The sequence below is a fragment of the Pseudomonas sp. Pse35 genome, assembly GCF_024519715.1.
Classification (GTDB): Bacteria; Pseudomonadota; Gammaproteobacteria; order Pseudomonadales; family Pseudomonadaceae; genus Aquipseudomonas; species Aquipseudomonas paracarnis.
Genome location: NZ_JALJRP010000007.1, coordinates 83427 through 106457, shown reverse-complemented (window position 1 = coordinate 106457; position 23031 = coordinate 83427). Strand labels below are relative to the sequence as shown.

Genomic DNA, 23031 nt, shown 5'->3' with positions numbered 1-23031 from the left:
GGCTATCTCTTATGCAGTAAATGTTCGTAAAAACATAAATAAATAACCTTTAGGAATATAAGGCGACGAGTATTCCGGGGTTTTGGAGCCGCTTATGAGTTTGTTCAAGTCCTTGCCCCTGGCTGTTCTAGTGGCCGGTAGCAGCAGTTGGTCGCCGGCCCAGGCCGCTGAAACACCCGCGCCTGCCGGCAAGGGCGAAAGCGCCAGTGGCCAACTGGAAACTGTCACGGTCACTGCCCGGCGGCGTACCGAAAGTGCCCAGGCCGTGCCGACGCCCATGAGCGTGGTCGGTGGCCAGGCCCTGGAAACCCAGCGGGTGTACCGCATCCAGGATTTGCAGCAACTGGTGCCCAGCGTCAACGTCGCCTATATGCATGCGCGCCAGTCCAGCGTGTCGATCCGCGGCCTGGGCAACAACCCGGCCAGCGATGGCCTGGAAGGCAGCGTGGGGCTGTATATCGACAACGTCTACCTCGGGCGCCCGGGCATGGCGGTGTTCGACCTGATGGACATTGAGCAGCTTGAAGTTTTGCGCGGCCCCCAGGGCACGTTGTTCGGCAAGAACACCACTGCCGGGGTCATCAACATCAGCACCCGCGCACCGAGCTTTACCCCGGAGCGCAGCATCGAAACCTCCTTGGGCGAGGACGGTTATTTCCAGACCAAGGGCACGATTTCCGGCCCCCTGACCGATGACCTGGCAGGGCGTTTCTCGGCCTATCGCACCCGCAGCGACGGCGACATCAAGAATGAACACGATGGCCATGATCTGAACGGCGGTTCACGCCAGGGCTTTCGCGGGCAACTGCTGTACAAGCCCAACGAAGCGTTCAACCTGCGCTGGATCGGCGACTACAACGAAGAAGACTCCAGCGCCGGCACCCGCGTGCTGTACAGCACCGGGCCGACCATCAATGGCACCAACCTGTATCAATCCCGGGCCAACGCGGCAGGCGCCACCCTGGTGGACGGCACCCATCGCAAGGTCAACCTGGACAACGACCAGCACGTCACGGTGTTCCAGGGCGGTACCTCGCTGGAAGCCAATTGGACGCTGCCCAGCGACTTCACCCTGACCTCGGTGAGTGCTTACCGCTGGTGGAATTTCACCCCGCGCAACGATGATGGCCTCAACGTACCGGCGTCGTATAACGCCGGGGTTTCGGTGGAAGATAAGCAGTGGTCCCAGGAATTCCGCTTGGCGTCGCCCAGCGGTGGTTTCTTCGATTACGTGCTCGGCGCCTACTACTTCGGCTCCGACCTGGATAACAAATCCTTTGCCTACTACGGGCCCAAGGCCGATATCTGGAACGGCACGCCCGCCGGTGCGTTGAGCAATGTGAGCAGTGTGGGCAACGGGCATATCCGCACCGACAGTTTCGCGCTGTTCGCCCAAGGCACCTGGCACCTGACCGAGCGCCTGGATTTCACCGCCGGTGTGCGCGGCACCTACGAAGAAAAAAGCGCCTGGGTCACGCGCAATGCGCCCAACGGTGGCGCGGCGGTCAGCGGGGCCGCCGCCATGGCGCGGCGTGGGCGTACCGGGGCCTATGACTCGGGCGACCTGTCACAATACAGCGCCACGCCGTCGGGGCTGCTCAATCTCAGTTATCACTTCAATGAAAACCTGCTGGGCTACGCGACACTGTCCCATGGCGAGAAGTCCGGCGGTGTGAACCTGGCGGTGGGGTCTGCGCCGACAGCCGGAGCCGACTCGTTGTTGATCGGCACCGAGCGCGCCAACAACGCCGAGCTGGGCTTCAAGAGCACGCTGTGGGACCGCCGCCTGCAACTCAATGCCAACCTGTTCTGGACCCAGGTCAACGGCTACCAGACCAACGCCTACGACCAGGACAACCGCGTGCAGTACCTGACCAACGCCGGCTCGGTGCGCTCGCGGGGCGTGGAAGTGGAAAGCACCCTGGTGCCGATCAAGGGCCTGACCCTGAACATCAACGGCTCCTTCAATGACGTGACGTACCTGTCTTACAAGGATGCGCCATGCCCGCCGGAAACCAGCCTGCGTCCCGGTGCGCCGGCGTCCTGCGACTTGAGCGGCCACCAGGTGGTGGGCGCGTCCAAGTGGATCGCCAACGCCAACGGCGAGTACAAGTGGAACCTGGCGAACGGCTTCGAACCCTACGTCACCGCCAGCTACGCGTTTCGTTCCAAGGCGGTGGGCACGGTGGAGGATTCCGACTACGGGCAGATCCCGGCGTATGCGGTGGTCAACCTGTCTACCGGTTTGCGCGGCGACTATGACCAGGGGCAGTGGGATGTGTCGCTGTGGCTGAAAAACGCTTTCGACAAAACCTACTACACCACCCTGTGGACCGGTGGTAACGGCGGTTACGAGGGCCTGCTGGGCACGCCGCGCACCCTAGGCGTGACTGGGCGCTACGACTTCTAGGTCGGTGCGATAGGTGGCCGGGCTGAACACCCGCGTCACCAGCAGCATCGCCACCACGGTCACCGTCAGCACCACCCAGGCGCTGACGAAATTGCCGGTAAGCTCGCGCAGCCAGCCGGTCAGCCACGGCGAAATCGCATTGATCAAAAAGCCTACGCCTTGCACGAACGCCGCCAGTTGCCCCGCTTGGCGTGGGTCGCGATGGTGGTCGAGGGTCAGCAGCAGGCTCAGGGCAAAGCACGCCCCTAACCCGAAGCCGCACAAGGCCACCCACAGGTGGGGATATTCCTGCGGCGCAATGATCAGGCCGAGGTAGCCGATGGTTTGGGCCAGCAGGCTGATGCTGAGCAATGGGCGGCGGTCGATACCGCGTTGCGCCAGCACCGGCATCAGCAGGGCGGCCGCCACCTGAAAAATCGTCATGAATGCCAGCAACGACCCGCTGGGCAGCACGCCCCAGCCCAGTTGCTGATAGTAGGCCGGCAGCCACGCGACCATGCTCATGTAGCCGCAATTGACCAGGCCGAAATACAGCGCCAGCAGCCAGGCGCGGCGGTTGCGCAACCCTTTGAACGCAGGCGCCTGCAGTGGATTGCGCGCGGCGCCCAGCGGTAGCCAGGCCCACAGCAGCAATGCCCCCAGCGCCGGCAATAACCACACACCAAGGCCTGCCTGCCATTGCTGGAAATGCGTGGCTATCACCGGGCTGAGCAGCGCCGCCAGCCCACCGCCGGCCATCAGCGACGCCGAGTACACCCCCATCGCTACGGGCACACGGTGATGGAATTCACGCTTGATCATCGCCGGCACCAGCGCCTGGATCAGCGCAACACCCGCACCGCCTAGCAGTGCGGTAACCAGCAGTGCCGAGGCTTCGCCTATCAACCAGCGCGCCAGGCACGCCAGCAGAATCATCAACAAGCCCAGGGCGATGCCGCGACGCTCGCCCAAGCGCGCCTCCACGCGCACGCCGACCAGTGCCACCAACCCCATGCAGATCACCGGCAGGCTGGTGAGCAGGGCACTGCTCTGAAAGCTCAGGCCGGTGGCCTGGCGAATCTCGCCGAGCAGTGGGCTGATGGAACTGAGGATGGGGCGCAGGTTCAGGCCGAGCACCACCAGCAGGCCCCAGCCGGCGAGGGATTTATTCAGGGTCATGCAGAGTTTTCCACTGGTGATACAGCGCAGTCATTGCGGCATCGGGCAGGTGCTGAATGGGCAGGCGTTGCGCGTCGATGGGCAAGCCAACCTGTTGGCTGATGGCTGCGGTCGACAGGCCGTAAGGCTCGGCCATTTCGTTGCTGGCGGCAAACACTACGCGTTCTACACCGCACAGGTACATGGCGCTCAGGCACATCGGGCAAGGCTGGCCGCTGGCGTAGATCACGCACCCTTCCAGGCGTGCACCCAGCTGCCGGCTCGCTGCGCGAATTGCCAGCAGCTCGGCGTGGGCGGTGGGGTCCTGGGTCAGGTGGATCTCATTCACGGCTTCCACCAACACCTCATCGTTGCGCGTCAGCACCGCGCCGAAGGGGCGGCCACCTTGGGCGACGTTGGCATGGGCCAAAGCGATAGCGCGTTGCAGGTGTGGTTGATCGTTGGTCATACAAGGCCCCGGGGTGCGATGAAAGGTGAAGTATGGTCAGCCAGCAAGGTATGCTGAAATTAAATATAAACATGCCAATCAGTGGCAAACGCAATGGTGATGACGTTGTTCGATCCCGTGTTGTTGCGCAGCTTTGTCGCCGTGGTGGACTGCGGCAATTTCACCCGGGCGGCCGAGCGCCTGCATTTGACTCAATCCACCGTCAGCCAGCAGATCCGCCGCCTGGAAGACGCAGTGGCCTGTCAGTTATTGGACCGCGATCAGCGCCGGGTAGTAGCCACCGCCGAGGGTGAGCGTCTGCTCGCGTATGCGCGCCGTATTCTCGCGTTGCACGAAGAAGCCGCCGACGTGCTGATCAACCAGCAAAGCGACGGTGTGTTGCGCCTCGGCGTGCCGGAGGATTTCGCCGCCGAGCGCCTGATGCCGCTGCTTTCGGCGTTTGTGGTGGCGTACCCACGGGTGCGGCTGGAAGTCACCAGCGGTCTGGGCCCCGAATTGCAGCGCCAGTACCGGGGCGGTGAGTTCGATGTGTTGCTGGTCAAGCAGATGGGCGACAGCGACGACTGCGTGGCGTCGTGGCCCGAGCCCTTGTATTGGGTCGACAGCCTGAGCACCCCGGCCCTGGGCCGCGACCCGCTGCCGCTGGTGGCTTTCCCCGTAGGTGGCCTGTATCGCAACGACATGCTGCACCATCTGGAACGGGCCGGCTGGCGTTGGCGCATCGGCTATTCCAGCGCCAGCCTGGCCAGTGTGTGCTCGGCGGTGGCGGCAGGCTTGGGCATCAGTTTATTGCCAGAACGGGTGTTGCAACCGGGCCATCGCATACTCGGCCCAGAGAGTGGCTTGCCACCTGTTCATGGCGTGCGGTTGGCCCTGTATGGCCGCAGTGGTTTGGGCGCAGCGGGCCAGAGTTTGCTGGGTGAATTGCTGGCCTTGTGCAGTGGAAACCCGCACTGAGCTCATACCTTTGCCGAATATTTTGTATGCCTTTAAGGCATTGAAAAACAACGGCTTGAAGCCAGGCCACGGACCCCGTGGCTTTGGTGTGATCGGCTGTTTTGTTTATGCGTTTTTGTTCTATCTATAACTTTAAAGATTACTTTAAGAGATAAGTGTCTGGCACCGATGATTCAGCCCTCGACGGGCCTTCACGCTGGCCCGTCGGTTTTTCAAAACCGCAGGGAGTGAATCAATGGGCAATGTCCAGACCGCCGCCAGTGCACCTGAGGCGCAGTGGCGTCAGGCACCGAGTGGTGAGTTGGTCGACCTTGGCCGGCCGCATCGCGCGCCGTTGGGTCAATTGCGCCTGCAGAAAACCCCGAAGCGTTTTTCCAGCCGCCGCGAAGGGGTTTTGCTCGGGTTGCTGGTGTTGGCGCTGCACGGTGCAGTGATCTATTGGGTGAGCCAGAAACCCACGCCGGTGCTGCCGATTGTGCCGCCGGAAATTCCACCGATGACCATCGAATTTTCCCAGCCGGCGCCGCCGGTGGTTGAGCCGCCACCGCCTGTACCGCCACCACCGCCTCCGCCTGTGGTCGAGCCCCCGCCGCCGCTGGTGGATGAGTTGGCGGCCAAGCCGGCGCCGCCCAAACCCATTGCGAAACCCAAGCCCAAGCCCAAGCCCGTGCCTAAACCTGAGCCCAAGCCGGCCCCCAAGGCCGTCGAGCAACCACCTGCACCACCGACGCCAGCGCTACCTGCACCGCCCGCACCTGCGGCGCCAGCGCCGGTGACGCCTGCTTCGGCCAACGCCGCGTACCTGAAAAACCCGGCGCCGGAATACCCGTCACTGGCTCAGCGTCGCGGTTGGGAAGGCACGGTGTTGCTGCGGGTGCAGGTGCTGGCCAGCGGTAAACCGGGTGAGATCCAGGTGCAAAAAAGTAGTGGTCGCCAGCAGTTGGATGACGCGGCATTGGCGGCGGTGAAGCGCTGGAGTTTCGTGCCTGCCAAGCAGGGCGATGTGGCCCAGAACGGATGGGTGAGCGTGCCCATCGATTTCAAGATTTATTAATTATTCAGCGGCGCAGAGGGAAAACATCATGGCATTGGCATCTCCACTTGAATCCATCGAAAGCACGGTGATCTGGCTGCTGGTGGCCTTTTCGGTCGCCACCTGGGGCCTGGCCTTGCTCAAGGGCGTGCAGTTCGGTCGCCTCAAGGCCCAGGATCGCAAGTTTCACAAACAGTTCTGGGCGGCATCGAGCCTCGACTCGGCCGCCGAACTCGCCGAAACCCAGCCTGGTGCCGCCGCCCGTGTAGCCCAGGCCGGCTATGCCGCGATCCAGGTGGGCGATACCCCCCACGCTGCGGATTTGAGCCAGGCGATCAATCACCAGGACCGCCTCGAACGCGCTCTGCGCCAGCAAATTGTGCGTGAGCGCCGCTCCCTGGAAACCGGTCTGGCTGTAGTCGCCAGTATCGGCAGCACCTCGCCGTTTATCGGCCTGTTTGGCACCGTGTGGGGGATCATGGAAGCGCTGAAAGGGATCAGTGCTGCCGGGTCCGCCAGCCTGGAAACCGTGGCCGGGCCCATCGGCGCGGCACTGGTGGCGACCGGCGTGGGGATCGCCGTCGCGGTGCCTGCGGTGCTGGTCTACAACTACTTTTTGCGCCGCCTGAAGCTGACGGCGGCAGACCTGGATGACTTTGCCCACGACTTCTACAGCCTGGCGCAGAAAAACGCGTTCCGCGTGCTGCTGCACCCGGCGCTGACCAAGGCCGGCGCCGGTAGCCCGCAGAAAGTGAAGGAGGCGTCCTGACATGGCCTTCTCCACGCAAGACAGTGATGAGGTGCTGAGCGAGATCAACGTCACGCCGCTGGTGGACGTGATGCTGGTGCTGCTGGTGGTGTTTATCGTCACCGCGCCGCTGTTGACCAACTCGATCCCGATCAACCTGCCCAAGACCCAGGCCGTGGCACCGGTTGAGCAGAAGGATCCATTGGTGGTGAGCATTGACGGCGCCGGCAAATTGTTTATCAACAAGGACGAAATCCAGTCGGATCTGCTGGAGTTCAACCTGCAGGCGGCGAAGGCCAAGGACCCCGATGTGCGGGTGCAACTGCAGGCTGACGATGGAGTGAACTACGGCGAAGTGGCACGAGCCATGGCGTCGATTGAGCGTGCGGGCATCACCAAGTTGTCGGTGATCACTGCACGTTAGTTTCAAAAAGTCTCGACAGTTTTTGGGCCGCTTTCCTTGGCAGGGTGCGGCCCTTTTTTTATCTAAGCATTGCATGTTTACAGATGTTGCACAGGAAAAGAATTTACATGTATCCGAGCGTGCAATTTTCGGCTGCATGCTTATTCTGGTCGGCGCATAGAGTGATTTAATTAATGGAGTAATTGCATGTCTATACGCGTTCCTGTCCAAGTCGTGAATACGTTCGTTAATCCCCATTTAAAGGGTGAAAAGCCTGAAGAAAAGCCTGCGGTAATGGCATCTTCGAACGATCGTATGGCCGGCCTGAGACATCCATCAGCCTGTATTTTGCCCACGCTGGCTGACTATAAGAGAAAACAGAGTTTACTGCAGGGTGCTGAAGCAAGCCCTACGCCAAGAGGCGGGAGCAACTCGGCATTCAAAAAAAATGCTCGTTTAGAATCTTATATCAGCAAGCAAACCGCCGACTTTGTAACGCCCGAAAAAGAAATTTCCACTCTTTTATCTGCAAAGATAAAGCAGCAATGGGGTGTGGATGTTGATCCGGATAAAACCTATCTGGTGACATTTAAAGATGACAGTGAGGATGAAAAAGAGGTGGTAGAAAAAATCACCCTGACACAAGCGGCATTGAAAAACAGGCAAGATGTAACAATTAAGAGTGATGAAAGCTGGTTTGTAAAAATTGGCAAGTACTTTTCGCCAGCGATATATATTTACAACCAGATTGACGGTTGGGTGCAGGAAGCAAACACTCGACAAGGTATTTATCGGGAGCCCAGTGCGCCGGGCGATGCCCCCTATAACGCCGACACCCGCGTTTCCATACCGGTGGATGACTTCAAGGCATTAGTCTGGGATACAGACCGGACCCAACTGTATAAGAAGACCCTTGATGGGTTTTGGGACAAGCACAGCGAATCTTATACGGCGTTGAGTAAAATCTCGTTTGTCAAAGCCATCAATCTGCAGCGCCTGGAAGGGAGCCTTGGCCCTGCCGAGACGGCACTCGCCCAGCGAGCGTTGGGGCCTGTTGCGCAAAAGGATTGGTCCAAGCTGACGGTCCAGGATTTTGAAGGGCCTGCCGTGAAGGACCCGGATCTGGACATCGGCCTGCTGAGCATCAATGGGTTTGAGTCGACCGACTTGATGTGTGTGACCGATCGGAAAACCCAGTTGACGTTGCTTTACATCCCTGGCAACTCCTCGCCAATACATCGCTTCGATAATCCTCAGCAAATGACAACGTGGCTGGCCGGGCAAGCCTCGGACCCCGTAAAGCGCGCGTCCTTGTTGACGCACTTTTCCCTCAAGGATCAAGCTGACAGAACGTTTTCAGACGGCGTACGTCAGACCCTGCAGGGGATGGGAAACTGGTCCGATGCGCAGGCATCAGGCAATGCTTTCCTTGCGAGCCTCAACGGTTGGGTGCCGGATCGTTTCATCGCTGTTGAGCAGTTGCACGGTGATCCTTTCGAAGCGGTCAAGGTTCGGCAAAAAGCACGGTCCTATTCGGACGCCGACAATGCGATTGTCAGTGACGGGGACTACACCAAGAACCAGGTGCTGCATGTCGTGGAAGAGGCTACCAAGGTCGCCATGTTCATGACGCCGCTGGCGCTGGTGATGCCCGAAGTCGCTATAGGGCTGGATGTTTTCTTCCTGGCCGCCGGGGCTGCCCAGACAGGTATCGGTATTGATGATGCCGTCCAGGGAAAAGCAACGGCTTCCGACCGCATTGTGTTTGGCGTGTTGAACGCCGTACCGCCGTTGGCCACTCACGCGGGGGCACCACTGGCGAAAGCGCTGACAGAGAGGGTGTCCGGCGGTGGCGTTGCAGCAGGGGTTGATGCTGCAACCCGCACACCCACCCAAGTGACTGAACAAGCGCGCCCATTCTTCAGGCCACCACAACGTGTCAATGGGCATATCGGATACCCGATGGGGCCCGTCTCACCTCCAGTGATCCTTGAGGAGGTCAGGGTTCCCATGGATGACGTAAGGCGCATGATCGGGAAAGACTATATGGTTTATGTCGGTCAATACGGTACCAAAGTTACGTATGACGTCGAAGCGGGTCTTTGGCGCGGGCTCCAAGCCAATGGTCAGGTGAACGACATCTTTTATTGGCGTAAAGGTCAAGGACGGTGGCTGGGTGGCACTCAAGCCGAAGCGATTGAGGCCAGTAAAAATGCGCCTGCTTCGATGACAACCAAAGTACTGAAACTACCGAGAATGCCGGTACTGCCGTCCGGTGCTACAGACGTGCCGAAAGTGATCCACTATTTTTGGGCCGGCAATGAAATGCCGGAAAATTTGCTCAATAATATTATTGAAAATTCCCGGAAAAGCCCCGGGTATAAATCGATTGTTCACGTCGATGCCAATGACACGGATACTTTTCAGAAAATACATTCAGCGTTGGATCATAAAGTGGGCGGGCTTGAAGTACATGATTTAAAGGCCGATGAAAGTTTTCAGGCTCTGAATGCAGGTCAATACGGCGATATGTATCAGTTTTTCCGTTCAGGGCGCGGGCAGAATTTAGCGGCCTCATCGGACGTCATGCGCGCGGTGCTAATGAAAAAGTACGGTGGCATCTATCTGGATACGGATGATGCACTGACCTTTAATGTGGGCGAGGTCACATTGAAAGCCACGCCCAATGACATCTTGATGAACGTGCCGGTTACTTACGAACCTGCGGACTTCAATGGGTTCAACACCAGTAATTTTGCCAGCCACCCAGACAACCCTGTATTTGACGAGATTCTGGAGACGGCGTATGAGCGATACAAGGCAAACGAAGAATGGTTGAACGCTAATCGTCCCTTTCTGAAGGAAAACTCGACAGCCGCAGAGCGGCAAATTTATAACGAGTATGTAAAGAAAATTTTCGAGATCACTGGGCCGAGAATGTTTGGTGATGTATTGGCGCAAAAAGAATATGGTTTTTTTTCAGAAGTTGAGGAACTGACGGAACTGTTGGAAGCGCGTATTTTACTTCCGCAAGCGTATGCGGAAAAACTTACACAAGTGCGTGATTATTATATGGCGATGAACCATAAGTTCGGAGTTGCTATCGGCTCGGAACACTCTATGCATCATTCTCGCTGAGGTTGGCTCGGTCATTGCGCCGCGGTGGCAGGGGCGCAATGGCCGGTTTTAATGAAGGGCTTGGTAAAAGCAAGTTCTGAAAAGGGCGCAAATTCCTTTTGGTTATTAATAAATTCTTTTTTATTCCTTATTGGTGTGTGAGCCTCGCCCTATACTGACCAGCAACGTTAAACGCTGCAGGAGGGCACACCCATGCACAGCGAGTCGATTCGTTATCTGATCGTGCCGGGCTGGCAAGGATCGCCAGAAGATCATTGGCAAACCCATTGGCAAAACAGCTTGCCCAACAGCGCACGGGTGGAACAGGCCGATTGGCTGACGCCGCGTCGCGAGGATTGGGTCGCCGCACTGGCCGAGGCCATCGCTGCCGACAGCACGCCGGTCATCCTGATCGCTCATAGCCTGGGTTGCATCACCGTGGCCCACTGGGCCGCCACTGCCCCCGTGCACTTCTTGCGGCAGGTACGCGGCGCATTGCTGGTGGCACCGGCGGATGTCGAGCGTCCTGCGTGTGCCCCTGCACTGCGCAATTTCGCCCCTATTCCAACTGACCTGCTGCCATTTCCCAGCCAGGTGGTCAGCTCCGACAACGACAGTGCCGTAAGCGCCCCCAGGGCTCTGGAACTGGCGCGTCAGTGGGGCGCCGAAGCCGGCATCTTGTCGGGCGCCGGGCATATCAATGTGAAGTCCGGCCACCGGCGCTGGGAGCAAGGGTTTGCTTACCTCTATCGCCTGCAACATCGCCTCGAGCACCACGCTCGGCGCAGCGCCTAATATTTTTTCAACGCCCCGTCCCTGAGTGGATTGGGGCGGGAGCCTGCCATGAGTCTGCGTGAAACCTTCGGCCAGCCGCTGCTGACCTTTCCCGATGCTGAAAAAAGCCCGTTGAGCATCCGCGCCAAGGCGCTGGTGTTCGTCGACCCACGCTCACGCCAACTGCGTGAAGAGTTGGAAAGCCTTGCGCCGCGCGCCTTACCCGTATTGATTCGAGGAGAAACCGGCAGCGGTAAAGAGTTGCTGGCGCGGCACATCCACCGTGGTAGTGACCGTACTGGCCTGTTTGTCTCGGTCAACTGTGGCGCCATCAGCCCCACCTATGCGGATGCCGAGTTGTTCGGCTATGCCGCCGGCAGTCACAGTGGCGCGGCGAGCAGCCGGGCGGGTTGGTTCGGCTCGGCCAATGGCGGCACCTTGTACCTGGATGAGATCGGCGACTTGCCGCTGCCGATCCAGGTGAAATTGCTCGCGGCTTTGGAAAACCACGAAGTCACCCGCGTTGGTGCCCACCAGCCCAGCCCGGTGGATGTGCGCCTGGTGGCCGCCACCAGTATCGACCTGGCCCAGGCCGTGGCCGTGGGCAAGTTTCACGAGCGTCTGTTCCATTATTTGAGTGAGGGCCGGTTGGACCTGCCGGCGTTGCGCGAGCGGGTGGGGGATATCTTGTCCCTGGCCGAATATTTCCTCGGCATCTACAGCCAGCGCCTGGACCTGCCGGTGCCACTGATCAGCGACGCCGCCCAGCAGGTGCTGGAACACCACACTTGGCCGGGTAATACCCGCGAACTGGAAAACGTCATTCACTTTGCCTTGCTGGTGAGCAGCGGCGATGAAATCTTGCCCGAGCATTTGAACTTGCCAGCGGCGGGTTCGCCGCTGGAGCAAGTGCGACGAATTTTGGCCAGCGCCAGCCCGGCCGAGCAGGAATCGGTGCGTAAATTTCTGTATGAGCAAAATGGAATATCAACGTGAATAAAAGATATTGTTCGGGAATAAAAAATCTAGGTATTGTCCTTTCCACGCCGCGATAGCACTTCGCTGGCACCTCACATAAAAACGGTCGTTAGAAGGACATTGCATGAAAAAGGTTCTGTTGTTTACCGCTCTGGCGGCTGCCCTGACTGCTGGCTTTGCCCAGGCCAGCGAGAAACTGGGGGTGGCTGCTACGCCGATTCCCCACGCCGAAATCCTCGAGCTGATCAAGCCGACCCTGGCCAAGGAAGGTGTGGACCTGCAGATCAAAGTCTTTACCGACTACGTACAGCCAAACGTGCAAGTCGCTGAGAAACGCCTGGATGCCAACTATTTCCAGACCCTGCCGTACCTGGAAAACTTCAACAAGGGTAAAGGTACCAATCTGATTACCGTGGTGGGCGTGCACGTTGAACCCTTCGGCGGCTACTCGAAAAAGATCAAGAAAATCGAAGATCTGAAAGATGGCGCCACCGTGGCGATTCCGAACGAAGGCTCCAACAGCGGCCGCGCCCTGTTGCTGCTGCAAAAGGCCGGTGTGATCACCCTCAAAGACCCGACCAACGCCCTGGCCACGCCGAAAGACATCGCCAGCAACCCGAAGAACCTGAAGTTCAAAGAGCTGGAATCGGCCCTGCTGCCACGGGTGCTGGACCAGGTTGACCTCGACCTGATCAACACCAACTACGCCCTGGAAGCTGGCCTGAACCCGGCCAAGGACGCGTTGATCATCGAAGACGCCAAATCACCTTACGTAAACTTCCTGGTGGCCCGCCCGGACAACAAGGACAGCGATGCTATCCAGAAGTTGGCCAAGGCCCTGACCAGCCCGGAAGTCAAAGCTTTCATCGAGAAGAAGTACAACGGCGCGGTGGTGCCAGCGTTCTGATGTAAGCCAAAACCCCCTTCAAGGTTTCAACGCCGACGGCTACTACAGCGTCGGCGTTTTTTTATCTGAAATACAGTCAAAACTGTGCGATTGCTCGTTCCCACGCTCCGCGTGGGAACGTCTCCTGTGACGCTCTGCGTCACGACTTTAGAGCGGACGCAGAGCGTCCTGGGCTGCATTCCCACGCAGAGCGTGGGAATGATCGACAGGCAAGCCACCTCCCACAGAGGTAAGTTTTTTGGTGATATGAATATGCTATCTAGGTATTTAAACTTTGATTTTTATACCTTTAAAGTTCGCGCTAGCTGACGTTATCCACGTCAGCACGGACTGCGCTCGCGGCATTACCCATGCGGCGATATGGACTGCACATGACCTTCGATTTCGCTTTTATCCTCAGCACGCTGCCGGCGTTTCTCAAGGCTGTGGGTGTGACGCTGCAAGTCGGCCTGATCGCCATTGCCACGTCCTTGCTGGTGGCGCTGATCAACGCTGCGCTGCTGGTGTTTCGCACGCCTTACCTGTCGCGCCTGGTGGCGCTCTATGTGGAGCTGGCGCGTAACACGCCGCTGTTGATCCAACTGTTCTTCGTCTACTTCGCGCTGCCGGCCCTGGGTTTCAATATTTCCGGGTTCTGGGCGGCGATCATCACCATGACCTTTCTGGGCGGCGCCTATCTCACCGAGGTGCTGCGCGCTGGTGTGGAAGCGGTGCCGCTGGCGCAAATCGAGTCGGGCAAGTCCATTGGCCTGTCCGATTGGCAGCTGTTGCGCCATGTGATCCTGCCCCAGGCCGGCATCCTCAGCCTGCCGGCGCTGTTCGCCAATTTCATCTTTCTGCTCAAGGAAACCACGGTGGTTTCCGCCGTGGCGGTGCCGGAAATTCTCTACACCACCAAGAGCTACATCGCCCTCTACTACAAAACCTACGAAATGCTCGCTGTGCTGACGCTGATTTGCGTGCTGTTGTTCTTGCCGTTGTCGCTGTTGCTCAGCCGCCTGGAAAGGAGGCTCCAACATGGCCAGTTCGGGTCTTGAGTTGCTCTGGGTGTCGTTGCCGCAACTGGGCAAGGGCGCTGCGCAAACCCTGTCGATTTCGTTTTTGAGCATCGCCTTCAGTACGGTTGGCGGCGTGCTCTACGGCGTGCTGCGCACTTTGAATAACAAAGCGATCAACGGCGTGCTGCGGGTCTACCTGGAACTGTTCCGCGCCATTCCGGTACTGGTGTGGTTGTACCTGCTGTTTTTTGGCGTGCCGATCTTCTTCGGCCTGAGCATCCCCAGTTTCTGGTGCGCGGTGCTGGTGCTGTCGTTGTGGGGCGCCAGCGAGGTGGGCGAAGTGGTGCGTGGCGCGTTGCATTCGCTGCCCCGTGGCCAGCGCGAAGCGGGCTTGTCGATTGGCCTGTCCGGCCCACAGTTGTACGGCTATGTGCTGCTGCCCCAGGCCCTCAAGCGCATGACGCCGCCGACCATCAATGTGTACACGCGCATCATCAAGACCAGCTCCCTGGCGGTGCTGATCGGCGTGGTGGATGTGATCAAGGTCGGCCAGCAAATCATCGAGCGCACCTATGAGTCGGTATTGATCTACGGTGCGCTGTTCCTGTTTTTCTTCTTTATCTGCTACCCGTTGTCAGCCGCCTCCAAGGTGCTGGAACGGCGCTGGGCCCAAGCATGAGCGCATTGATCGAGTTCCAGGGTTTCAACAAATTCTTCGGCGAGGCGCAGGTGCTCAAGGGTATCGACCTGAGCGTGCAACGCGGCGAAGTGGTGGTGATCCTCGGCCCCAGCGGCTGTGGCAAAAGCACCTTGCTGCGTTGTTTGAACGGGTTGGAAGTGGCACACAGCGGCAGTCTGCGCTTTGCCGGCAAGGAGCTGCTGGATAAAACCACCGACTGGCGCCAGGTACGCCAGGACATCGGCATGGTGTTCCAGAGCTACCACCTGTTCCCGCACATGAGCGTGCTCGACAACATCCTGCTCGGCCCGCTCAAAGTGCAAAAGCGCGACCCCCGGGAGGCCCGTGAGCAGGCGGAAAAATTGCTGGAGCGCGTGGGCCTTGCCGACAAGCGCGACGCCTTCCCACGCCAGCTTTCCGGCGGCCAGCAGCAACGCATCGCCATCGTCCGCTCGTTGTGCATGAACCCCCAGGTCATGCTGTTTGACGAAGTCACCGCGGCCCTCGACCCGGAGATGGTCAAGGAAGTGCTGGAAGTGATCCAGGACCTGGCCCGCGATGGCATGACCCTGCTGATCGTTACCCACGAAATGGCCTTCGCCCGCGCCGTCGCCGACCGCGTGGTGTTCATGGAGGCCGGTCGCATCCTCGAACACAACACCCCCGAGGCATTCTTTACGAACCCGCAGACCGCGCGCGCGCAGCAGTTCCTGGAGAAGTTCTCCTTTGTTTCAACACTGCCCAAAAAGATCAAGGAACTGGAGCTGATATGAAAAAGTTACTGCTGCCACTGTTTGCCGTCGCCTTGCTGGCCGGCTGCGATAAAAAGGCCGAAGAGCCGGTAAAACCCGCGGCTGTGAGCTACATCGACAAAATCAAAGCGCGGGACAAGCTGATTGTCGGCGTGTTTACCGACAAGCCGCCATTCGGTTTTGTGGACGAAGCGGGTCGTTATGTCGGCTTCGATACCGACATCGGCCGTCAATTCGCCAAGGACCTGTTGGGCGACGAAAACAAGGTGGAATTTGTCGCCGTGGAACCGGCCAGCCGCATTCCCTTCCTGCAAAGCGACAAAGTCGACCTGATCCTCGCCAACATGACCGTGACGCCTGAACGCAAGGACGCGGTGGACTTCACCAACCCCAACCTGAAAGTCGCGGTGCAGGCTCTGGTGCCGAATGACAGCGCCGTCAAAAGCCTGGATGACCTGGCAACCCGCACGACCATCGTCACCACCGGCACCACGGCGGATATCTGGCTGACCAAGAACCATCCGGACTGGAAGCTGCTCAAGTTCGAGAAGAACTCCGAGTCGCTGCAAGCTCTGTCGGCCGGCCGTGGTGATGCCTATGCCCAGGACAACCTGGTGCTGTTCAGCTGGGCCAAGCAGAACCCGGGTTTCCGCGTGCTGGAAGAGAAGCTGGGTGATGAAGCGCCGATTGCCCCGGCGGTGAAGAAGGGCAATATCGAGTTGCGCGACTGGGTGAATGCCGAGCTGGCGAAGTTGGGGGAGGAGAAGTTTCTGCTCAAGCTTTATGACCAATATGTGCGAAAAGAACTGAGCGATGACACCAAGCCTGAGAGTGTGATTGTCGAAGGCGGTAAGTGGCAGGGCTGATTGATCACCCCGTCCTTGTAGGAGCGAGCTTGCTCGCGAAGAACGCACAGGCAACGCGGGCTAGCAGATAGCGCTGCGTTATCGTTGACGTTTTTCGCGAGCAAGCTCGCTCCTACTCCGGCCAATGCCACGCCGGCGCATCCAAAATGCCCTGCCCTACAATTCGCGTTTCCCCCATCACCTTCTCCAACACAATCGAGTTACACCCCTCATCCTGCTGCAACGCTGCAATCAAGCGGCTGGCATGGCTCACCACCCACACCTGGCACTGCTTCGACGCCTGGATAATCAAGCGCGCCAGTGCCGGCAACAGGTCGGGATGCAGGCTGGTCTCCGGCTCGTTCAGCACCATCATGGTCGGCGGGCGTGGGGTCAGCAGTGCTGCGATCAGCAGCAGGTAACGCAGGGTGCCGTCCGACAGCTCCGCCGCCGACAACGGGCGCAGTAAGCCTTCCTGATAGAACTCAATGGCAAAGCGTCCGCCCTGCAACGGTTCGATATGCAACCGTGCGCCGGGGAAGGCATCACTGACCGCGTGCTGCAACGCCTCGACATCGCCCACTTCGCGAATCGTCTGTAACGCGGCCGCCAAATCCCGACCGTCGTGATGCAGCACCGGCGTGCGCGTGCCTAATTGCGGCTGGCGTACCGGCGCATCCACATCGCTGCGAAAGTGATCATAAAAGCGCCAGCCACGGATGCTTTCGCGCAGCAGCAACACTTCCGGCGAACCGCGCAGGCTGCCGACCTGATCGAACAGGCTGTGATAGTTGGGCGTGTGTTGGGCCAGCACGTCCCAGGCGCGGCCATCACGGGCGCGTACCATCGGTCCCGAGCGCTGAACCAGCAGGCTGGCCGGGCGATAGAGAGGGCCGGCCCAGATACATTCCTTTTTAATCTCCGGGTCCAGTTTGAACTCGCTGCCGGGAACCGGGATGGGCATGCCCAGGGAGATGGCGTAGCTGAAGTCCTCCCCGGCAAAGCCCAGGCGCAAGCGTTTGACGCCTTGGGCGACCACGGCCTCCACCGGTACTTCGCCATTGCGCATGCGCCGGCTGATGTTTTCCGGCCCGGCCCAGAATGTGGAATCCAGCCCGCCTTCGCGGGCCAGCGCATTGATCACCCCACCCTGGGCAGTTTCGGCCAGCAGGCGCAGGGCGCGATACAGGTTGGACTTGCCGCTGCCATTGGGCCCTGTCACCAGGTTCAGCCGGTCCAGGGGCACCACCAATTTGTTGATCGAGCGGTAATTGGCCACCGCGAGGGTTTTAAGCATGTGTATTTAGTCAGCATGGGAACCATTGGAGTATGGGATCCTCCATGCAGATAAGGAACCCTGATCTAAGCTCACAGTCGCATACACACTTGAACGTCGGCATCACGCAAAAGGAGCCTGCATGGGCGGTCGCACCTCGACATTTATTTTCAGCCTTGGCCTCCTGGCGCTGCTCAGCGGCTGTGGCCAGGACAAAGCCGAGCCCAAGCAGCATTCACGGGTGTTCGTGCAAACCGTGCAGTCGGCGGATTTCGCCGCGGCGGTGACGCTGACCGGTGATATCCAGGCGCGGGTGCAAACCGATCTGTCCTTTCGCGTGGGCGGCAAGATCATCCAGCGCATGGTCGACGTGGGCGACCGCGTCACAGCCAGGCAAGTCCTGGCCAAGCTCGACCCCAAGGACCTGCAAACCAACGTCGATTCGGCCCAGGCCCAGGTCGTGGCCGAACAGGCACGGGTCAAGCAGACCGCCGCCGCCTTTGTGCGCCAGGAAAAACTCCTGCCCAAAGGCTATACCAGCCGCAGCGAATATGACGCCGCCCAGGCCGCGCTGCGCAGCAGCCAAAGTGCCCTGGCCGCCGCCCAGGCGCAGTTGGCCAATGCCCGCGAACAATTGGGCTACACCTCGCTGATTGCCGATGCCCCGGGGATCATCACGGCGCGCCAGGCCGAAGTCGGCCAAGTGGTACAGGCCACCGTGCCGATCTTCAGCCTCGCCCGCGATGGCGAACGTGACGCCGTGTTCAACGTGTATGAGTCCTTGCTGGTGGAGCCGCCGCCCGACGCGCCGATTACGGTGAGCCTGCTGGACAACCCGAGCATCAAGGCCGTGGGCAAAGTCCGCGAAGTCACGCCCGCCGTGGCCGCCAATACCGGCACCGTCCAAGTGAAGATCGCCCTGCAAAGCCTGCCCAAGGGCATGGAACTGGGGTCGGTGGTCAGCGCCACCGCCAATGGCCCGGCCAAGGCGAGCATCGAGCTGCCTTGGTCAGCGCTGACCAAAGACCTCAACGAGCCAGCCGTGTGGCTGGTGGACGGCGAAGGCAAGGCGCAGTTGCACAAGGTCACCGTGGCGCGCTACCTCACCGGCAAAGTGATCATCGGCGAGGGCCTCAAAGGCGGTGAAAAAGTCGTGATAGCCGGTGGGCAATTGCTGCACCCCGGCATGGTCGTCGAGATCGCCCAACCCGGAGCGCAGCCATGAAGCAATTGACGCTCATTGTCGCCGCCAGCCTGTTGCTGATGGCCTGCTCCAAGGAAGAGGCGCCGCCCGAACCCATACGCCCGGTGCTGTCCATGGAAGTGAAGGCTGAAGACCAGGAAAACCTGGGCCGTTTCGCCGGCACCATCCAGGCCCGCTATGAAAGCAACCTGGGTTTCCGTGTGCCGGGCCGCATCGCCCGTCGCGCTGTGGATGTCGGCGCCGAAGTGGAGAAGGGCGCCCTGCTCGCCGTGCTTGACCCCACCGACCAGCAGAACCAATTGCGCGCTGCCCAGGGCGACCTGGCGCGCGTACAGGCGCAGTTCATCAACGCCCAGGCCAACGCTCGGCGGCAACAGGAGCTGTTCAACCGTGGCGTCGGCGCCCAGGCCCAGCTGGATGTGGCCCAGACCGACCTGAAAACCACCCAGGCGACCCTCGACCAGGCCCGTGCTTCGGTCAACCAGGCCAAGGATCAGCTCAACTACGCAGAACTGCGCACCGACCATGCCGGCATCGTCACCGCCTGGAATGCCGAGGCCGGCCAAGTAGTCAGCGCCGGCCAGCAAGTGGTGACCCTGGCCCGTCCGGACATCAAGGAAGCGGTGATCGACCTGCCCGCCGGCCTGGCTGAACGCTTGCCTGCCGATGTGGTGTTCCTCGTCGCCGGCCAACTGGACCCCAGCGTGCACACCACTGCCGTGGTGCGTGAGATCGAGCCTCAGGCCCAAAGTGCCACGCGCACCCGTCGCGCACGCCTGAGCCTGGCCGAAACCCCGCCGGCGTTCCGCCTGGGCACGGCAATCAGCGTGACTTTGAGCACCGCCATCGCCCCGCGTATCGAACTGCCCCTGAGCGCCTTGCAGGAAGTCGACGGCAAGACCCGTATCTGGCTGCTCGACACCCAGAGCCAGACCGTGCAACCCCGCGAGGTCACGGTTATCAGCCGTGATGCTCACAGCGCCTTGCTCAATGGCAGCGTCAAACCCGGCGAGCACATTGTCACCGCCGGCGTGAACAGCCTGAAACCTGGGCAAAAAGTCAAAATCGACGAGGACAGCCCGCGATGAAAGGGAGCTTCAACTTATCCGACTGGGCCCTCAAGCATCAGTCCTTCGTCTGGTACCTCATGTTCGTCGCGCTGCTGATGGGCGTGTTCTCGTACATGAACCTGGGCCGTGAAGAAGACCCGTCGTTCACCATCAAGACCATGGTGATCCAGACCCGCTGGCCGGGCGCGACCCAGGAAGAAACCCTCAAGCAGGTCACCGACCGCATCGAGAAAAAACTCGAGGAACTCGACTCCCTCGACTACGTGAAAAGCTACACCCGGCCGGGCGAGTCCACGGTGTTCGTGTTCCTCAAGGACACCACCAGTGCCAAGGCCATCCCGGAGATCTGGTACCAGGTTCGCAAGAAGATCGATGATATCCGCGGCACCTTCCCCCAGGGTTTGCAGGGGCCGTCGTTCAACGATGAATTCGGTGACGTGTTCGGCTCGGTGTATGCCTTTACCGGCGATGGCCTGTCGATGCGTCAGCTGCGTGATTACGTGGAGCAGGTGCGCGCCGAAATCCGTTCGGTACCAGGGCTGGGCAAGGTCGAAATGATCGGCCAGCAGGACGAAGTGATCTACCTGAATTTCTCCACGCGCAAACTCGCGGCACTGGGGATTGATCAGCGCCAGGTCGTGCAAAGCCTGCAATCGCAGAATGCGGTAACGCCGGCCGGGGTGATCGAGGCTGGGCCGGAGCGGATTTCGGTGCGCACCTCCGGGCAGTTCGCCTCGGAGAAAGACCTGGCCAACGTCAACCTGCGCCTCAATGACCGTTTCTACCGGCTGGCGGATATTGCCGACATCAGCCGTGGCTATGTGGACCCGGCGCGGCCGATGTTCCGCTTCAACGGCAAACCGGCGATTGGCTTGGCCATCGCCATGCAGAAGGGCGGCAATATCCAGTCGTTCGGCAAGGCCCTGCACGGGCGCATGGACGAGCTGACCGCCGACCTGCCGGTGGGCGTCGGCGTGCACAAGGTGTCCGACCAGGCCGAAGTGGTGGAAGAAGCCGTCGGCGGGTTTACCAGCGCGTTGTTCGAGGCGGTGATCATCGTGTTGGTGGTGAGCTTTATCAGCCTCGGCATGCGCGCCGGGTTGGTGGTGGCGTGCTCGATTCCGTTGGTGCTGGCGCTGGTGTTCGTGTTCATGGAATACAGCGGCATCACCATGCAGCGCGTGTCGCTGGGCGCATTGATCATCGCCCTCGGCCTGCTGGTGGATGACGCGATGATCACCGTGGAGATGATGATCACGCGCCTGGAAAAAGGCGAAACCAAGGAACAGGCGGCGACATACGCCTATACCTCCACGGCCTTCCCGATGCTCACCGGCACGCTGGTGACCGTGGCCGGCTTCGTGCCGATTGGCCTCAACGCCAGTTCGGCGGGCGAGTACACCTTTACCTTGTTCGCGGTGATTGCCGTGGCGATGCTGGTGTCGTGGGTGGTGGCGGTGCTGTTTGCGCCGGTGATCGGCGTGCATATCCTCAGCGCCAATGTGAAACCGCACAACGCCGAGCCGGGGCGCATTGGCCGTGCCTTCAATGGCGGCATGCTGTGGGCCATGCGCAACCGTTGGTGGGCGATTGGTATCACCGTGGCGCTGTTCGTGGCCTCGGTGTTTTCCATGCAATTTGTGCAGAACCAGTTCTTCCCGTCGTCGGACCGTCCGGAAATTCTCGTCGACCTGAACCTGCCGCAAAACGCCTCGATCAACGAGACGCGCAAGGCCGTTGACCGCCTCGAAGCGATCATCAAGGACGACCCGGACATCGCCCGGTGGAGCACCTACATCGGCCAGGGCGCGATCCGTTTCTACCTGCCGCTGGACCAGCAGTTGGAAAACCCCTACTACGCGCAACTGGTGATTGTGAGCAAGGGCCTGGAAGAGCGTGGCGCCCTGATCGCCCGCCTGCAACAACGCTTGCGCGATGATTTTGTCGGTATCGGCAGCTACGTGCAGCCGCTGGAAATGGGCCCGCCGGTAGGGCGGCCGATCCAGTACCGCGTGTCCGGCAAAGACATCGACCAGGTGCGCAAACACGCCATTGAACTGGCGACCTTGCTGGATCAGAACACCCACCTGGGCGAGATCATCTACGACTGGAACGAGCCGGGCAAAGTGCTGCGCGTCGACATCGCCCAGGACAAGGCGCGGCAACTGGGGCTTTCGTCGGAAGACGTGGCGCAGTTGATGAACAGCGTGGTCAGCGGCGCGGCGGTGACCCAGGTGCACGACGATATCTACCTGATCAACGTGGTCGGCCGCGCCGAGGATGCCGAGCGCGGTACGCCGGAAACCTTGCAGAACCTGCAGATCGTTACGCCCAACGGCACCTCGATTCCATTGCTGGCCTTTGCTACGGTGCGTTACGAACTGGAGCAGCCGCTGGTCTGGCGTCGTGACCGCAAGCCGACGATTACCATCAAGGCCGCGGTGCGCGATGAGATGCAGCCGACCGACCTGGTCAAGCAATTGGCGCCGACCATCGAGAAATTCAGCGAAGGCTTGCCGGTGGGCTATAAAGTCGCCACCGGCGGTACCGTGGAGGAGAGCGGCAAGGCCCAGGGGCCTATCGCCAAGGTGGTGCCGTTGATGCTGTTCCTGATGGCCACCTTCCTGATGATCCAGTTGCACAGCGTGCAGAAGATGTTCCTGGTGGCCAGCGTCGCGCCACTGGGGCTGATCGGCGTGGTGCTGGCGTTGATCCCCACGGGCACGCCCATGGGCTTCGTGGCGATTCTGGGGATCCTGGCGCTGATCGGCATCATCATCCGCAACTCGGTGATTCTGGTCACACAGATCCACGAGTACGAAGAGGCCGGCTACACGCCGTGGGATGCGGTGGTGGAAGCCACCGAACACCGGCGTCGACCGATTCTGCTGACGGCTGCGGCGGCGAGCCTGGGCATGATCCCGATTGCACGAGAGGTGTTCTGGGGGCCGATGGCCTACGCGATGATTGGCGGGATCATCATTGCGACGTTGCTGACGTTGCTGTTTCTGCCGGCGCTGTATGTGGCCTGGTACAAGATTCGCGAGCCGAAACAGGAACATCAGCCACAACAGGATTAATTCTGTAGGAGCGAGCTTGCTCGCGAAAAACGTCAACGATAACGCGTGCTTCCTGAGTAAACGCGGCGCCTGTGAGTTTTTCGCGAGCAAGCTCGCTCCTACAAAAGAGCCTTAACTGACTGAGGCTGTGTGAAGCTTCTGAAAAATCCCGACGTCGTCCTGGCTGACCCTTGCATGTTGTACCCTCTGGTCCT

General features: G+C 60.1%; 19 protein-coding genes. 16 read left to right on the top strand and 3 right to left on the bottom strand.

All coding sequences use genetic code 11. The annotated features are described in order from the left end of the window. The first annotated feature begins 94 nt into the window (after positions 1–94). Positions 95–2410, top strand: coding sequence for a TonB-dependent receptor (locus OC445_RS08900; RefSeq protein ID WP_198790431.1), 2316 nt, complete (start codon positions 95–97; stop codon positions 2408–2410). Here OC445_RS08900 and OC445_RS08895 read toward each other — a convergent pair. Next, the gene (locus OC445_RS08895; protein WP_054920326.1) at positions 2381–3568 is read right to left on the bottom strand and encodes a CynX/NimT family MFS transporter; all 1188 of its coding nucleotides are present in this window, start codon (positions 3566–3568) and stop codon (positions 2381–2383) included. The two genes, OC445_RS08900 and OC445_RS08895, sit on opposite strands and share 30 nt — an antisense overlap. Then, a complete protein-coding gene (locus OC445_RS08890) occupies positions 3555–4016 on the bottom strand; it encodes a nucleoside deaminase (protein WP_198790432.1) in 462 nt (153 codons plus the stop codon). The genes OC445_RS08895 and OC445_RS08890 overlap by 14 nt, the downstream gene beginning before the upstream one ends. A gap of 105 nt (positions 4017–4121) precedes the next feature. On the opposite strand from OC445_RS08890, the gene OC445_RS08885 reads away from it, so the two are divergent. From OC445_RS08885 to OC445_RS08830, 12 genes are all read left to right on the top strand, one after another. Then, on the top strand, positions 4122–4973 hold the full coding sequence (locus OC445_RS08885) for a LysR family transcriptional regulator (RefSeq protein ID WP_005783745.1): 852 nt from the start codon (positions 4122–4124) through the stop codon (positions 4971–4973). 235 nt (positions 4974–5208) lie between these two features. Further along, the gene (locus tag OC445_RS08880; RefSeq protein ID WP_262020063.1) at positions 5209–6027 is read left to right on the top strand and encodes an energy transducer TonB; all 819 of its coding nucleotides are present in this window, start codon (positions 5209–5211) and stop codon (positions 6025–6027) included. Positions 6028–6052: 25 nt separating this feature from the next. Continuing rightward, complete coding sequence (locus OC445_RS08875; RefSeq protein ID WP_262020071.1) at positions 6053–6775, top strand: MotA/TolQ/ExbB proton channel family protein; 723 nt, start codon at positions 6053–6055, stop codon at positions 6773–6775. 1 nt (position 6776) lies between these two features. After that, positions 6777–7178: an ExbD/TolR family protein gene (locus OC445_RS08870; protein ID WP_198790434.1), complete on the top strand. Its 402-nt coding sequence runs from the start codon at positions 6777–6779 to the stop codon at positions 7176–7178. 186 nt (positions 7179–7364) lie between these two features. Continuing rightward, positions 7365–10295, top strand: coding sequence for a glycosyltransferase family 32 protein (locus OC445_RS08865; RefSeq protein WP_198790435.1), 2931 nt, complete (start codon positions 7365–7367; stop codon positions 10293–10295). Between the two features lie 192 nt (positions 10296–10487). Then, positions 10488–11069, top strand: coding sequence for an alpha/beta hydrolase (locus tag OC445_RS08860; protein ID WP_034125468.1), 582 nt, complete (start codon positions 10488–10490; stop codon positions 11067–11069). 48 nt (positions 11070–11117) lie between these two features. Further along, positions 11118–12044 carry a sigma 54-interacting transcriptional regulator gene (locus tag OC445_RS08855; RefSeq protein ID WP_262020062.1) on the top strand — a complete coding sequence of 309 codons (927 nt, stop codon included), beginning with the start codon at positions 11118–11120 and terminating at the stop codon, positions 12042–12044. A gap of 106 nt (positions 12045–12150) precedes the next feature. Beyond that, on the top strand, positions 12151–12933 hold the full coding sequence (locus OC445_RS08850) for a MetQ/NlpA family ABC transporter substrate-binding protein (RefSeq protein WP_262020061.1): 783 nt from the start codon (positions 12151–12153) through the stop codon (positions 12931–12933). A gap of 371 nt (positions 12934–13304) precedes the next feature. Then, positions 13305–13970 (top strand): amino acid ABC transporter permease, encoded by a 666-nt coding sequence (locus OC445_RS08845; RefSeq protein ID WP_003187615.1) that lies wholly within the window; start codon positions 13305–13307, stop codon positions 13968–13970. Next, positions 13951–14610 carry an amino acid ABC transporter permease gene (locus OC445_RS08840; RefSeq protein WP_034125471.1) on the top strand — a complete coding sequence of 220 codons (660 nt, stop codon included), beginning with the start codon at positions 13951–13953 and terminating at the stop codon, positions 14608–14610. Before OC445_RS08845 ends, OC445_RS08840 begins: the two co-directional genes overlap by 20 nt. After that, on the top strand, positions 14607–15383 hold the full coding sequence (locus OC445_RS08835) for an amino acid ABC transporter ATP-binding protein (RefSeq protein ID WP_034125472.1): 777 nt from the start codon (positions 14607–14609) through the stop codon (positions 15381–15383). The genes OC445_RS08840 and OC445_RS08835 overlap by 4 nt, the downstream gene beginning before the upstream one ends. Continuing rightward, positions 15380–16228: a transporter substrate-binding domain-containing protein gene (locus OC445_RS08830; protein WP_089042051.1), complete on the top strand. Its 849-nt coding sequence runs from the start codon at positions 15380–15382 to the stop codon at positions 16226–16228. Before OC445_RS08835 ends, OC445_RS08830 begins: the two co-directional genes overlap by 4 nt. 112 nt (positions 16229–16340) lie before the next feature. Here OC445_RS08830 and OC445_RS08825 read toward each other — a convergent pair whose 3' ends face one another. Next, a complete protein-coding gene (locus tag OC445_RS08825; protein WP_034125474.1) occupies positions 16341–17504 on the bottom strand; it encodes an AAA family ATPase in 1164 nt (387 codons plus the stop codon). Between the two features lie 121 nt (positions 17505–17625). On the opposite strand from OC445_RS08825, the gene OC445_RS08820 reads away from it, so the two are divergent. Genes OC445_RS08820 through OC445_RS08810 form a run of 3 tightly spaced genes read left to right on the top strand, consistent with a single transcriptional unit; the run spans position 17626 to position 22837 of the window. Beyond that, entirely contained in the window at positions 17626–18708 is a 1083-nt protein-coding gene (locus OC445_RS08820) for an efflux RND transporter periplasmic adaptor subunit (RefSeq protein WP_034125475.1), read from the top strand. Beyond that, positions 18705–19775 carry an efflux RND transporter periplasmic adaptor subunit gene (locus OC445_RS08815; RefSeq protein WP_054920307.1) on the top strand — a complete coding sequence of 357 codons (1071 nt, stop codon included), beginning with the start codon at positions 18705–18707 and terminating at the stop codon, positions 19773–19775. Before OC445_RS08820 ends, OC445_RS08815 begins: the two co-directional genes overlap by 4 nt. Next, positions 19772–22837: an efflux RND transporter permease subunit gene (locus tag OC445_RS08810; RefSeq protein ID WP_032894148.1), complete on the top strand. Its 3066-nt coding sequence runs from the start codon at positions 19772–19774 to the stop codon at positions 22835–22837. The genes OC445_RS08815 and OC445_RS08810 overlap by 4 nt, the downstream gene beginning before the upstream one ends. The last annotated feature ends 194 nt before the right edge of the window (positions 22838–23031 follow it).

Excerpts from the sequence above, each read along its gene's own strand:
- OC445_RS08855 (WP_262020062.1), top strand. The coding sequence starts at position 11,118 with ATGAGTCTGCGTGAAACCTTCGGCCAGCCGCTGCTGACCTTTCCCGAT.
- OC445_RS08825 (WP_034125474.1), bottom strand. The coding sequence starts at position 17,504 with ATGCTTAAAACCCTCGCGGTGGCCAATTACCGCTCGATCAACAAATTG.
- OC445_RS08865 (WP_198790435.1), top strand. The coding sequence starts at position 7,365 with ATGTCTATACGCGTTCCTGTCCAAGTCGTGAATACGTTCGTTAATCCC.
- OC445_RS08895 (WP_054920326.1), bottom strand. The coding sequence starts at position 3,568 with ATGACCCTGAATAAATCCCTCGCCGGCTGGGGCCTGCTGGTGGTGCTC.
- OC445_RS08835 (WP_034125472.1), top strand. The coding sequence starts at position 14,607 with ATGAGCGCATTGATCGAGTTCCAGGGTTTCAACAAATTCTTCGGCGAG.
- OC445_RS08880 (WP_262020063.1), top strand. The coding sequence starts at position 5,209 with ATGGGCAATGTCCAGACCGCCGCCAGTGCACCTGAGGCGCAGTGGCGT.
- OC445_RS08820 (WP_034125475.1), top strand. The coding sequence starts at position 17,626 with ATGGGCGGTCGCACCTCGACATTTATTTTCAGCCTTGGCCTCCTGGCG.
- OC445_RS08815 (WP_054920307.1), top strand. The coding sequence starts at position 18,705 with ATGAAGCAATTGACGCTCATTGTCGCCGCCAGCCTGTTGCTGATGGCC.
- OC445_RS08860 (WP_034125468.1), top strand. The coding sequence starts at position 10,488 with ATGCACAGCGAGTCGATTCGTTATCTGATCGTGCCGGGCTGGCAAGGA.
- OC445_RS08850 (WP_262020061.1), top strand. The coding sequence starts at position 12,151 with ATGAAAAAGGTTCTGTTGTTTACCGCTCTGGCGGCTGCCCTGACTGCT.
- OC445_RS08840 (WP_034125471.1), top strand. The coding sequence starts at position 13,951 with ATGGCCAGTTCGGGTCTTGAGTTGCTCTGGGTGTCGTTGCCGCAACTG.
- OC445_RS08810 (WP_032894148.1), top strand. The coding sequence starts at position 19,772 with ATGAAAGGGAGCTTCAACTTATCCGACTGGGCCCTCAAGCATCAGTCC.
- OC445_RS08870 (WP_198790434.1), top strand. The coding sequence starts at position 6,777 with ATGGCCTTCTCCACGCAAGACAGTGATGAGGTGCTGAGCGAGATCAAC.
- OC445_RS08900 (WP_198790431.1), top strand. The coding sequence starts at position 95 with ATGAGTTTGTTCAAGTCCTTGCCCCTGGCTGTTCTAGTGGCCGGTAGC.
- OC445_RS08830 (WP_089042051.1), top strand. The coding sequence starts at position 15,380 with ATGAAAAAGTTACTGCTGCCACTGTTTGCCGTCGCCTTGCTGGCCGGC.
- OC445_RS08890 (WP_198790432.1), bottom strand. The coding sequence starts at position 4,016 with ATGACCAACGATCAACCACACCTGCAACGCGCTATCGCTTTGGCCCAT.
- OC445_RS08845 (WP_003187615.1), top strand. The coding sequence starts at position 13,305 with ATGACCTTCGATTTCGCTTTTATCCTCAGCACGCTGCCGGCGTTTCTC.